Source organism: Bacteroides bouchesdurhonensis (genome assembly GCF_900155865.1).
Taxonomy (GTDB): Bacteria; Bacteroidota; Bacteroidia; order Bacteroidales; family Bacteroidaceae; genus Bacteroides; species Bacteroides bouchesdurhonensis.
In genome coordinates this window covers 537,041-550,392 of sequence record NZ_LT707006.1, presented here as the reverse complement: position 1 = coordinate 550,392, position 13,352 = coordinate 537,041, and the positions used below count along the sequence as shown (strand labels likewise).

At 40.6% G+C, this 13,352-nt stretch carries 12 protein-coding genes; 4 read left to right on the top strand and 8 right to left on the bottom strand.

The features are described from left to right. Nucleotides 1-8: 8 nt before the first annotated feature. Nucleotides 9-1,481 (bottom strand): glycoside hydrolase family 30 protein, encoded by a 1,473-nt coding sequence (locus CZ225_RS02100; protein WP_077152810.1) that lies wholly within the window; start codon nt 1,479-1,481, stop codon nt 9-11. A 296-nt stretch (nt 1,482-1,777) separates the two neighbouring features. On the opposite strand from CZ225_RS02100, the gene CZ225_RS02095 reads away from it, so the two are divergent. From CZ225_RS02095 to CZ225_RS02080, 4 genes are all read left to right on the top strand, one after another. Next, entirely contained in the window at nt 1,778-2,650 is an 873-nt protein-coding gene (locus CZ225_RS02095) for a helix-turn-helix domain-containing protein (protein WP_077152809.1), read from the top strand. Between the two features lie 120 nt (nt 2,651-2,770). Continuing rightward, complete coding sequence (locus tag CZ225_RS02090; RefSeq protein ID WP_077152808.1) at nt 2,771-3,475, top strand: succinate dehydrogenase/fumarate reductase cytochrome b subunit; 705 nt, start codon at nt 2,771-2,773, stop codon at nt 3,473-3,475. A gap of 36 nt (nt 3,476-3,511) precedes the next feature. Then, the gene (locus tag CZ225_RS02085) at nt 3,512-5,491 is read left to right on the top strand and encodes a fumarate reductase/succinate dehydrogenase flavoprotein subunit (protein WP_077152807.1); all 1,980 of its coding nucleotides are present in this window, start codon (nt 3,512-3,514) and stop codon (nt 5,489-5,491) included. Between the two features lie 36 nt (nt 5,492-5,527). After that, a complete protein-coding gene (locus CZ225_RS02080; protein ID WP_025076365.1) occupies nt 5,528-6,283 on the top strand; it encodes a succinate dehydrogenase/fumarate reductase iron-sulfur subunit in 756 nt (251 codons plus the stop codon). 98 nt (nt 6,284-6,381) lie between these two features. Here CZ225_RS02080 and CZ225_RS02075 read toward each other — a convergent pair whose 3' ends face one another. The 7 genes from CZ225_RS02075 to CZ225_RS02045 form a co-directional block, all read right to left on the bottom strand. Continuing rightward, the gene (locus CZ225_RS02075; protein ID WP_077152806.1) at nt 6,382-7,095 is read right to left on the bottom strand and encodes a helix-turn-helix domain-containing protein; all 714 of its coding nucleotides are present in this window, start codon (nt 7,093-7,095) and stop codon (nt 6,382-6,384) included. A 213-nt stretch (nt 7,096-7,308) separates the two neighbouring features. Further along, complete coding sequence (locus CZ225_RS23145) at nt 7,309-7,452, bottom strand: DUF4248 domain-containing protein (protein ID WP_262351959.1); 144 nt, start codon at nt 7,450-7,452, stop codon at nt 7,309-7,311. Between the two features lie 127 nt (nt 7,453-7,579). Beyond that, nucleotides 7,580-8,437, bottom strand: a complete 858-nt coding sequence (locus CZ225_RS02065) for a helix-turn-helix transcriptional regulator (protein WP_077152805.1) — start codon at nt 8,435-8,437, stop codon at nt 7,580-7,582. Nucleotides 8,438-8,632: 195 nt separating this feature from the next. Continuing rightward, nucleotides 8,633-9,598, bottom strand: a complete 966-nt coding sequence (locus CZ225_RS02060) for a fimbrillin family protein (RefSeq protein ID WP_077152804.1) — start codon at nt 9,596-9,598, stop codon at nt 8,633-8,635. A 49-nt stretch (nt 9,599-9,647) separates the two neighbouring features. Beyond that, entirely contained in the window at nt 9,648-10,610 is a 963-nt protein-coding gene (locus tag CZ225_RS02055; protein ID WP_077152803.1) for a DUF5119 domain-containing protein, read from the bottom strand. A 3-nt stretch (nt 10,611-10,613) separates the two neighbouring features. Then, nucleotides 10,614-11,894, bottom strand: coding sequence for a DUF3575 domain-containing protein (locus tag CZ225_RS02050; protein WP_077152802.1), 1,281 nt, complete (start codon nt 11,892-11,894; stop codon nt 10,614-10,616). A 160-nt stretch (nt 11,895-12,054) separates the two neighbouring features. Then, nucleotides 12,055-13,311, bottom strand: coding sequence for a Gfo/Idh/MocA family protein (locus CZ225_RS02045; protein ID WP_077152801.1), 1,257 nt, complete (start codon nt 13,309-13,311; stop codon nt 12,055-12,057). Nucleotides 13,312-13,352: the final 41 nt, after the last annotated feature.

Here is a 13,352-nt window from a genome sequence, read left to right as displayed (position 1 = left end):
ACAAAGCATTACTCTGACAAAAGCGTAATGACCGAACGTGCAGGAATTCGGCTCACCAGACCTCCTTTTACTTTTTCAATAGGTTTCAGATTCTCCCCTTCTCGGTCCGAGGTACGGTAAACCCTCCATTTTACCTTCTTCCCTATCGTTTTTCCGACTGAAAAACTCTTATCTTCATTAGCATAGTTAATGAGTACAACCACATACGTTCCATCTACATTTTTATAAGCAGAACACATCAGGCCTTTTTGGTCTGTATCTCCTTCATGAATCGGTTTTCCAGTATTATCAAATGCTGAAACAGCGAACCTGACAGCTCCGGGACGAATAAAACGGCTATAATTACCTAATACCCACATCAGTTTGGAGTCTTCCACACGCCCGTTTCGGAAGTCATTGCCTGTATATGCACGAATCAAGCCATCTTTATAATCTTCGCCGATAGCACGCCACCATTGCCAACTTTTCGCTTGAGCATACACCATATCATGATGAATCATCCGGGCAACATAAAGTGCCGTCTTCATAGTACGGTCGAAACCTCCCCCACCACCAATTTCTTCATCATTACTCATGATACAGATCTCAGTTTGCCAGAAATCCACCTTATATTTATCTAATGTATCACGCAATTGACAACGGATGTCACGCAAAGCACTCAATGGAGTATTTGTCCAATAGCCATGTCCAACTATTAACCGGGGAACATTCGGAAGATCCCCTAAATAAGTTTCCACACTGTCCGGACGGAAAAACGATTGTATCTGATACCCGCGTTGCCAATCGGTCATATGAGTACTGAACATACAACGATAATCGGATGATTCATTGACCAGAATTTGTGTATCTACTTTCCTGTCCGCAAATTCCTTGCTTAATAAACGGACTGTACGGGCTATTTCCCTATTAGTTGCCGGACAGCCTTCTTGCTTCGGCCCCACCCAATTCCAATGTCCATCCGGTTCATTAAAAGGACAAATATAATCGAACTTGATTCCATCGTGTTTTTCCACCCCCTGCACTACATCTGCCAGAAAACAAGCATACTTCCCATAACAATCCGATTTAAGATTCGCTGTTCCTCCACGACCGGTATTAGTAGCCAATCCATTTTGGGTATAAAAGGCAGGAGGAGAATTCAAAAAACATTCGGTACGCATCCAAGGGGAAGAGATCTCACTAGCCTCTCCTTGTCCGGCACTTCCTGCCCCGACATTAAAACGCCAGAGTGACAAACCAATTCCTTTCGGTTGTCCGTTTTCGTCATTCTCCGTACTGAATAACCAGTCGGCTATCTGATTTTGTTTCTCCTCCGGCCAAAGACCGATAAACTGCATACTCCATGCATCAGATGCACTAAAATACTCCATCGTCTGGCACGGTTTTGAGGACTCTATCTGAAAAAAGACAGCAGATTGCGACCAAACCGCCGTATTTATAATCCATACCCCCACCGAAGCAACCAATAATCTTATTCTCATCAAAAATATACTTTAAACAAACAATAAACTCTGAACATCACTCTAACGGTCCGGCTATTGGAATGCAAGCATTAGAATAAACAAATTTACATAAATATATTATCCGGCAAATGATCTTCACCCGTAATTTTCTAAGCAATGAAGAAAACATTCAATAGGACTAACTATTCCACACAAAATCAGGATGAACAATCACAATCGAACAAGAATAAAGAAAGAATGATACTATTACTATCTATATTTTCTCAAAAAAACCTTATCTTTGCTTCCTATAGGAATTAATTACAATTAAATTCATGGCAAGAGATCCTTTCTGCAAATCTACCAAAGATTGTTCACAATGCCCCAAAGTTACTGAAGGTATATGTGTTTACAGTAAACTGTCGAGAGGACAGCATTTTCCTAAAGATAAGTGTACGCAGAATTGCATACTATTCATGATTAAAGGCGAATTGCTGATCAATAGCGAAGAATATCCCGGCACTGTATTGTATGACAAACAATTTATTCTTCAAGCTATTGGATCAAAGATCGAGTTGCTAGCACTTACGGAAGTGGAATATATATGCTATTGGTTCAACGAACTGCCAATGGTTTGTCCCGATCGCTATCAAGAGATCATAGATCAAGCAGAAGCTCCGATCACTTACACTCCCATGGTCATGAACCCTCGTTTACAGTATTTGGTTACAGACCTTGCCGATTTTCTTGACGAGCAACCTCCTTGTGATACATTCATCGAACTAAAATGTCAGGAACTAACCTTCTTGATACTCACCTATTATCCACTCCCTCAATTAAGAGCTTTCTTCTTTCCGATCAGTACCTATACGGAAAGCTTCCAATATTTTATCATGCAGAACTACAGCAAGGTAAAGAATGTAGAAGAATTTGCACATTTAGGAGGATATACGACAACCACTTTCCGACGTCTTTTCAGAAACCTATACGGTGTACCCGTCTACGAATGGATATTAGAGAAAAAACGGGAAGGTATTTTGACCGATCTCCAGCATACAAAAATGCGTATTACTGAAATCAGTAATCGGTACGGTTTCGACTCCTTATCCCACTTCGCCCATTTCTGCAAAGATTCTTTTGGAGATACTCCGCGCGCATTACGCAAGAAAGCGGTCAACGGTGAAAAAATCGGAAAGCTCCCTGATTAAGGAATTATTTCTTTAATTCTTTGGTCAATCAATCAATTTGCTCTATTTTTGCAGCCAGTAAGTGGTGTAAAATAACGAAATTTTAGTTCTAACAATTAAATAATTTAAATTCAATCATTTATGTGGTTAAGTAATTCATCTGTAGGAAGGAAAGTGGTGATGAGCGTTACCGGTATCGCCCTTGTCCTGTTTCTAACATTTCACATGGCGATGAACCTTGTTGCAATCATCTCGGCTGATGGTTACAACATGATTTGTGAGTTCCTGGGAGCAAACTGGTATGCCTTAGTAGCTACCTTAGCACTAGCTGCCCTCTTCGTAATTCACATCATCTATGCATTCTGGCTGACCATGCAGAATCGCAGAGCGCGTGGTAGCGAACGCTATGCAGTAGTTGACAAACCCAAAACAGTAGAATGGGCTTCTCAGAACATGTTAGTGTTAGGTATCATTGTAATTGTAGGTCTTGGTCTGCACCTTTTCAACTTCTGGGCAAACATGCAATTACCGGAATTGATGCATAACATGGATATGCATGCTGATACACTGACTTTGGCTTATGCAGCTAACGGTGCTTATCATATCCAGCAAACTTTCTCTTGCCCGGTTTACGTAGTGCTTTACTTGATTTGGCTGTTTGCATTATGGTTCCACCTGACTCATGGTTTCTGGAGTTCTATGCAATCATTGGGATGGAACAACAAAATATGGATCAGCCGTTGGAAATGTATTTCTAACATCTACGCTACGATTGTAGTACTCGGTTTCGCACTGGTAGTAGTGGTATTCTTCTTGAAATCACTGATGTGTGGCGGTGCTTGCTAAATGTAAATTGTAAATGATTAAATTGTAAATAAGATTATGATCAAAATAGATTCAAGAATTCCAGAAGGCCCGGTGGCTGAGAAATGGACTAACTATAAAGCTCACCAGAAATTGGTGAACCCTGCTAACAAACGCCGTTTGGATATCATCGTTGTAGGTACGGGCCTGGCAGGTGCTTCTGCCGCTGCTTCACTTGGTGAAATGGGTTTCAGAGTATTCAACTTCTGTATCCAGGACTCTCCGCGTCGTGCACACTCCATTGCTGCACAAGGTGGTATCAATGCTGCTAAAAATTATCAAAATGATGGTGACTCCGTTTACCGTCTGTTTTACGATACTGTAAAGGGTGGTGACTACCGTGCCCGCGAAGCGAATGTGTATCGTTTGGCTGAAGTGTCTAATGCTATCATCGACCAATGTGTAGCGCAAGGCGTTCCTTTCGCTCGCGAATATGGCGGTACTTTGGACAACCGTTCTTTCGGTGGTGCACAGGTATCACGTACGTTCTATGCCAGAGGCCAAACCGGTCAGCAGTTATTGCTGGGTGCTTACTCTGCATTGAGCCGTCAGGTAAACGCAGGTACTGTAAAATTGTACACTCGTTACGAAATGCAAGACGTTGTCATCATCGACGGACGTGCACGCGGTATCATCGCTAAAAACCTAATCACAGGTAAATTGGAACGTTTCGCAGCTCATGCCGTAGTCATTGCTACCGGTGGTTACGGAAACGCTTACTTCCTTTCTACCAACGCTATGGGATGTAACTGTACAGCTGCCATTTCTTGCTATCGCAAGGGTGCTGTATTCGCTAATCCTGCATATGTTCAGATTCACCCGACTTGTATCCCGGTACACGGTGACAAGCAGTCTAAACTGACATTGATGTCTGAATCTCTTCGTAACGACGGACGTATCTGGGTTCCGAAGAAGAAAGAAGATGCTGTTAAACTTCAGAAAGGCGAAATCAAGGGAAGTGATATTCCTGAAGAAGACCGCGACTATTACTTGGAACGCCGTTATCCGGCATTTGGAAACTTAGTTCCGCGTGACGTTGCCAGCCGTGCCGCTAAAGAACGTTGCGATGCAGGTTTCGGTGTGAACAATACCGGTCTGGCCGTATTCCTCGATTTTTCAGAAGCTATCAACCGTTTAGGTATCGATATTGTTCTCCAACGTTACGGTAACCTCTTCGACATGTATGAGGAAATCACTGACGTTAACCCGGGTGAACTGGCCAAGGAAACGAATGGCGTGAAATATTATAACCCGATGATGATTTATCCGGCTATCCACTACACAATGGGTGGTATCTGGGTAGACTACGAACTGCAAACTACGATCAAAGGTTTGTTCGCTATCGGTGAATGTAACTTCTCCGACCACGGTGCAAACCGTCTGGGTGCTTCTGCATTGATGCAAGGTTTGGCTGACGGTTACTTCGTATTGCCTTACACTATTCAAAACTATCTGGCTGACCAGATCACTGTTCCCCGTTTCTCTACCGATCTACCAGAGTTCGCAGAAGCAGAGAAAGCTGTTCAGGCTAAGATTGATCACTTCATGAGCATTCAGGGTAAAGAGTCTGTAGATTCTATCCATAAGAAACTGGGCCATGTAATGTGGGAATGCATGGGTATGGGACGTACCGCAGAAGGTTTGAAAGAAGGTATTGCCAAACTGAAAGAAATCCGCAAGGAATTCGAAACTAACCTGTTTATCCCTGGTTCTAAAGAAGGTATGAATATTGAGCTTGACAAAGCAATCCGTTTGTACGACTTCATCACTATGGGTGAACTTGTAGCTTATGACGCTCTGAACCGTAACGAAAGTTGTGGTGGTCACTTCCGGGAAGAATACCAGACTGAAGAAGGAGAAGCAAAACGTGATGACGAAAACTTCTTCTATGTAGCATGCTGGGAATACCAGGGTGACGATGAAAAGGCTCCTGTATTGTACAAGGAACCGTTGGTATACGAAGCCATCAAAGTCCAGACTCGTAACTACAAGAGCTAATCGGTGAAGTTAAACATTAAAAAGAATTAGAAGAAAATGGATAAAAATATATCATTTACACTGAAGGTATGGCGCCAAGCCGGTCCAAAGGCTAAAGGTGCTTTTGAAACCTACCAAATGAAAGATATCTCAGGTGATACTTCATTCCTCGAAATGCTGGATATCCTGAACGAACAGTTGATCAGTGACGGAAAAGAGCCGGTTGTATTCGACCATGACTGCCGCGAAGGTATCTGCGGTATGTGTTCTCTTTATATCAACGGACATCCGCACGGTCCGGCAACAGGTGCTACTACTTGCCAGATCTATATGCGTCGTTTCCAAGACGGTGACACAATCACTGTCGAGCCTTGGCGTTCGGCAGGTTTCCCTGTGATCAAAGACTTGATGGTAGACCGTACTGCTTATGATAAGATCATGCAGGCTGGTGGTTACGTAAGCGTTCGTACAGGTGCTCCTCAGGATGCCAATGCTATCCTGATTCCGAAACAGATTGCTGACGAAGCCATGGACGCTGCTGCTTGTATCGGTTGTGGTGCCTGTGCTGCCGCATGTAAGAATGGCTCTGCTATGTTGTTCGTATCTGCTAAAGTCAGCCAGTTGAACTTGCTTCCGCAAGGTAAACCGGAAGCTTTGCGCCGTGCAAAAGCAATGCTTTCCAAGATGGATGAATTGGGATTCGGTAACTGTACAAACACTCGTGCTTGTGAGGCTGAATGTCCGAAGAACATCTCTATCAGCAATATCGCTCGTTTGAACCGCGACTTTATTATAGCTAAGTTGAAAGACTAAGCAAAAGCTTGATTTGATTAATAGAAGAATCCCCTGCCGGCAATGCCGGCAGGGGATTTCTTTTACTATCTATTTACAACTTTAACTTGACCCACACGCTACATCATCGTATGCCTCCGAATAGAGAATTTCACCATTGCCATTGCATTAATAGAAGCGAATGCAATGTCCAACGGCTCATGATGAGGATTATAGCTGACTAATTTCAAACATTCCTCCTTATCCGAACGATTCACATACATCACAGACAAATACTCGTCTTCCTCAATATTAAATGAAATCAGATACATCTCCCCATAAATAAGATTATTGAAGCTGTTTACTTCCTTAAATCCTACGATATCCCCCGATTTAAGTATAGGATACATACTATCTCCATTCACATAAATAGCTCCGTCACAAAAAGGGATTTTCGGAATCTGTATCTTGCCCACCGCATATTGATTTTTGTTCTTAAACAAAGCCTTCAGGTTGGCAGCCGCTGAAATATCATACAATGTTACGATACGATCGTTTACCGCTTCCATCGTTCTCGAGTTACGGAGCATTTCTACTCCCCCCTCTACAAGGCCATTGCTGCAGGAACGTGTGTAATGTTTAGGATTTCCCTTGCCAATCAGTAACCAGTTGTAATCTACATCACGTCCCATCTTATCGAGTAATAAATGAAAGTCAATCCGGTTTCGTGCACACCAATTTGACACCGTAGCCCGTGAAACTCCCAAATATTCAGCCAGTTCACTGTCTTTTTTAAAATTCAAAATCTGCTTAGCACGTTTCACAATTCCTAGAACGTCTAAAATTGTATCCATCTGTTACTGTTTAAAATTGATTAACTTATCACAAAATTCTTAGCTATTCATAATTTGTTAGAAAGGAGTTAAGAATAAAAGCCTAAAACCATTTGATCTTCAAACAAAATATATTTTATATTTGCGATATCCAAAGAGTAATTCGTTTCAAAAGTATAAATTCAAAATGAAACTACCATGAGAAAACGCAGAAAGTTCACAATAAACTATACTTTATCTGATAGTTGGCATAAGCTCTTTAACCAACGAGGTACAACCTTTAATCCATCGGCTGAGACAGTGCACTGCATTTTTACTCGTTGTACATCCGGGGAAGTACATCGCAGCAAGTACAGCAAAAGATAAGATTCCTCTCATTCGTCTAATTTTTAATTTGTAGTTTCATTGTTTCGTAGTACAAATATACAACATCAAAAAGCCGTTGTCAAGTCTTTAGACCATGTCAACGTTAATATGCACAGCGATACGATATTATTATATTACACTATTTCTCTTCAATATCGTTCTTATGCTGTTGATGGCGCAAATTACGAGGAGAGAGTCCAAATGATTTCTTACAGAAATTAGAAAAATGCGGTAAAGACTCAAAGCCATACTTGTAACATATTTCAGAGATGCTGATCTTAGAGTTGTTCAAATCTTCGAGAATACCTTCTTTACGGCGTGCCAACATCCATTCGTATACCGGTTCATGAAAAACATTAGTGAAGATGCGGCGTAAAGTACTGACAGTATATCCACCCAACTTAGCCAACTCTTCTACTGTCTTTACTTTCTTATAGTTTTGGATTATAAAATATTGGAAACTATTCGTATAGTTTGAGAGTGGATGGATTAAACCTGCCAAATCGTAATCAGAATAGTAATAGCCTAAAACAAACGCCAATTCTTTACGTTTCAAGCTCAGCAATTCCCGGCATATCTTAGGTTCACATAAATAAGACTTGACTCCTTCTAGAAAATACCGCAGTTCTGTAGTTATCTTCAGAGGAGAAAATATAAGTGGAGCAGGAATCTCATTCATAATATGATCGAAACGGAAATTACAAAACAATTCGGGCTGATTAAAACGATAATAGATACATTCTGCATCACTCATTGCCAACATCTCGAATTTTGAACCAACAGCTTGAAGGATAAATTCTCCGGCATTCAACATCGTACCTGCATATTCCTGACTGTTCACAAGCAGCTCTCCTTTTAATAAAAAAAGGATAAAGTTCTCCTCACATTTCCGGGCTGGCGAATGATATCCCCTTTGATGAATAATATGAGTAACCGCATTGTCTACAGCTTTGGAACAAGACGGGCAGTCCCAATCGCCCTGACAGGTAGATGTCATAGATATTAGGTGTTTGTTGTTGTTTGCAGCAAATGTATATTATTTGTTTGATATTACCAAAAAAAAAGAAATAAAGTAGAATCATATTAAAAAGAGCTATATAAATCATATGATTTATACAGCTCTTGAAATATTCAAAATTAGAAAGATTATTAGAATTAAGAATTATAAATTCTCAATTTCTCATTTTTTCAATTATAATGTACTTGAAGTTTCAGTTTCCCAATTCTTCAATACCTCTGTTTCAACACTAATTACTCCTTCACCGGCAGGTAATGCTAATTTATAACGTACACTTTGTCCAATTTTCCAAGTAGTTGCTGGTATTTTAATAATTTTATCTGTAGCTGTATAACTGTAAGCACCTCTCTTTGCTGTATAGGTAATCTGAATTGATACAGTTTCAGCAGCAAAACTTTGTGGCAATAACATCAATGAACCATCTTTTGAATCCAATGGATAATAACCCTCTGAAACATTTGCTCCCTCTGTGGTTATTGGATATTCATAAGCCTCATCTGAACTACCATTTGTCCATGTTCCCTGAAGCGGATCCGCATTAAAAGTGTAAGTTGCATTCCCTCCTTTTACACCATTAATTTTTAGTTTTGTTATTTCATATGTATAATCAGCCTCTGGTTTATATGAGAAATTGATTTTAGTAAGAATGTGCTTAAATTCTAGTAGTACTTTAGCATTATCATCAGCTGGCTTTTCCGTATTCATAGCAGCAACAACTAAGTCTTCCTGTTCTGAAGATGTGCCCTTTATAGAAAAGGATAAAGTTGGGTATCCTGTATCATTAACCATGAAATTTGTCCCACCAGAATAACCAAAGAACTGTACATTCTTGCCAATAGGCCAATAATAGTTAACACCAGTATTCGTCCAATTTCCTTTGATACCAGTATAAGAAACTCCATCCATATAAGCATCCCCTAACCCTTTTTCACTATAAATCTGATCTTTATCTACGATAAAAGAACTTAGTGTAAAAGATTTAAAGGTCTCATCATCCGTTACCACTGCTCTTGGTGACTTCTTTACCATAGTCCCAATTTTAATTTCATTGTTTGTTCCCTGTGCTTCAAACTCTTCATTCTGTGAACAACTTGTAAAAGCCATTGCGGCTACTGCTGTTGCTAAAAGTACTTTTTTCATAATCGTATTTTTTAAAAGTTTATAATATTGTTTATTTTGTTTACGTCATTTATTTCACTGGTAAAACCACTTCCTCTTCATCTCCCCAGCCTCCAACTTCTCCACCAATACCACCCTCTCCACCGCCGGAAGGATTATCCGGTTTTTCAACTTTTATTTCGTCTTCAATAGGCAACTCAATTTCCATAGGAGGATCCTCCTCCTCATTTTCACCTTCGTTACCTCCAGAATCAGCTATTACCTTTGTTATATCAACCTCAACCTTCTGCACAGTCTTATCGGTTTTTACAAATGCAAAATTCATCTTCACCATTCCTCTAGCAGCCCTGGCAACCATATCTTCAAGTACTCCAAAAGCAGTAAAACTTCCAATGATCTCATCTCCTTGTATACCTGCCTCAAAATAAATAGGTGCTTCACCTTTCATTCCACACCCCCTGCCCAAACAATAACAGCTTGCCATTCCTTCAACACTTCCGACAATAGCTGAAACATACTGTAATCCTTCCGCCTTTACTTTAAAAGTGTATGTTTTTACCACCAATTTAGGTTTCCAGATCAAGAGAAGTGTCTCATCACTCTTCTTTATTTGCAATTCTTCAACATTCACCACATATAACGGATCAGGTCCCCAAACTAATTTTTCCGTACCCGCTATTCCCAATCCATTGCAATGTCCGGTAAAAGCTTCAATTGTCTCATAAGCTCCTTCATTCCGGATTTGCACCGTCTCCGTATCGTAATTGTACACCAATACCGAATATCTTCCCGGCGGAACCTTTACTTTTCCACCTCTTGCTGAAAGATAAGTATCAACTTTCTTACTCTTTCCATCTTTCGGATAGAAGATAATTCTTACTCCCTCCGGTAATTGATCTGCAACGCCATCCCAGTCCAGTGATATTTCCACTCCGCTAACCGGATAATCATCCAGAATATCCCGACGGCTACAACCCCCTAACACCCACAGCGTGAACAGAAACACAGGAAATATATATCTTACACCTTGCATACATCACCGCCTCCTTGTCGTTATCAACCATACTAAAGAGACCTTTGCCTTGGTAGGACCAATAAAATGATAACGTCCGCTATTCATCCAAACAATGTCTCCTTCGTAAGGAGTATATTTCTTATATTCCGTTGCCAGATATCCTACACCTAAGCTGAACTCTAATGAAAAATGTCGAGCCAACTGTTTGGCATATCCGTATGTCACTCCTGCCGCTCCGTAGTATTTACCTTGATAACCGTCTCCCTGAAACTGAAAATCATAGATACCACCTTCTGCATACAGCCCCATGAAATGCCCGGTCAACCGATTACGTTTTTGGCGGTTACCCAACCAACAACGTCCCTCTATTCCTCCGGAAAGTAACTGATAACAAAACTCATGCGTGCTATTCAGCCACCAAGGACATTTATATTCAGTATTCAAAGACCATCTTTTGCCTATTGGTATCTCAACCTCTATATTAGGTGCCAATACCAGATCATATAGCAAATTATTCTTTACGGCTAAAACTGTTTTACTTTCCACCGGTTCTTCCACTTCCGCTATAGCCACCTTACAAGACTGTTTTCTTTGACTTTCTTCTAAGGGCTCATTCGAACTATTATCAGGAAACACTTCTCCTTTCGTTGAAACAAACAATCCGGAAGTGGAAGTTCCTGGTGTAAAAGCATTGTTATCCGTCTCCGGCAATCTCCGAACTACTGTTATCACCGCCCTTCTCAATCCGGGCAATAGATCACGCACAATAGACCGATAAGGGATCCCGCCGTCCAATCTTTGCAATAAGTGTTTCAATTTTATCATATCCTCCCGATGATAATCAATCAGCATCAATACATCTTCCCGATCCGGTAAGTTCAAATCAGCAGACACTAACCTGCGAAATTCTGACCAATCTTCCCCCTTAGCCGATAATTCAATTTTTTTATCATCAATATATGGATAGCGTTGTCGCAACAATTCTTTCAAAGACTCTTTTCTTCTGACAGACAGGCCAATATTCTTAATGGACTCCCCCTCAGGTGAAGCAAAAGCTTCCACTTTCAATGAAATAACAGATTCTGCCCCACAAGGCTTACCAAGTAATGAATCCAACAGAGCAATAGACTGATTATTGCTACAATAGTTAGTATCCACAAGGCTCTCGTTCTCATCAAAATAAACAATTACTTGTTGGGTTGTGTCTTTCACAACGGCAACTGATGGAATCGACGCATACCCTTTTACCGATAGCCCCCAAAGAGCTATAAAAAAAAACAGTATGTGGATGCCATGTTTCATAATTGTTCGTTTCTGTGAACAAATATAGAAGTTTGGAAATGAAAAAAATAATACTTTTAGAAGTATTTTAAGGCCGTGGAAGGTTCTGTGAAGCGATTGAAACGAATTTGCAACTTTGAGAAGTGTTTAACGGGGTATAAATATAGTTTAAGTAGCCGCCTTAGATTTCAAATTCAACAATTTGACCTGTCAGCCGGCTACGCTCTGCTTCATAACAGATCCGATGGCTTTCTACTGAATTCTCAATAGAGGTCTGAAGCTCATATTCCTTACTCGATAATGCTTTCACAAAATGATCTACCAAATTTAAGTCTGCCCCGGCATGAAAAGGCTTATTAGAGATATCCGAAAAGTCAAAAACCTGTTCTTCATTACTTCGGAACTTACGCACACGCAAATGTTTTTCATTGCCGTCTATTTCCCCATGAGTCAATTTAATATGAGTTTCCCGGCAATCATCATTAGTAAATATATCCATAGAAAGATTGATCGTCACTTTATCGGCCATCTCCATCGAAAGAACTTGATGATCAACTACATCATTATCGCAATGGAAAACACAACGTCCGTACATACCATGCCGTAGTTCTTCCATCAAGACATCATCCAAGGTCTTTCCTGCCGGAATATCGAAATTTGAAATCCAGCTACGCCGATTGTAGTATAGATCGACTGCAGAGTACGGACATTCTGTTTCTACAGAACAATCAATGCAGCGTTCCGAGCTACCTTCCGGTGCATTTTCCGAACGGAACCAGCGTAAAGAGCCAAATGACGAAAGCCTTCGGCAAGGTGTTTTTGTCAGCCACAACAACAGGTCAACATCATGGCAACACTTTGCTATCAACATCGGATTAGTCAATTTTTCCTTTCGCCACAATCCTCTCACAAATCCATGTGTAGTACGATCCAATCCTACAGATGCGATATGGCTGATTGAGATAATCTTTCCCAGTTCACCGGAATCAACCACCTCCTTAATCTTCCGGAAATAAGGGTGATAACGAAGCACATGACACACACAAACAAGCACACCTTTACGTTTAGCGTGCTCAGCGATATCATTACATTCTGCAAGATTCTGTGCAATCGGTTTTTCGAGCAATACATGGTATCCCGCATCAATCGCTTTCATACAAGGATCATAGTGGATATCTTCAGGAGTTGCTATTAAAACAGCATCGGTAGGAAATGGATGAGCAAAGAAATCATTATAGTCACAAAAGCATTGTGAACGCTCCAAGCCAAATTCTTCAGCAATACGCTGCATCCGATTGGCATTTACTTCAACAACCCCGACCAGTTGTAACCGGTCAGGGTGTATACGTGCATATTCCAGGTATTTATTAGTTCGGTTTCCAGCTCCGATAGCCACTATTTTCACAGGTTTCTCTCCCCGAAAGATATCTTGTTTCATAGCATCGTCATTTTTTTAATCGAATACTAAATAGTTTATAA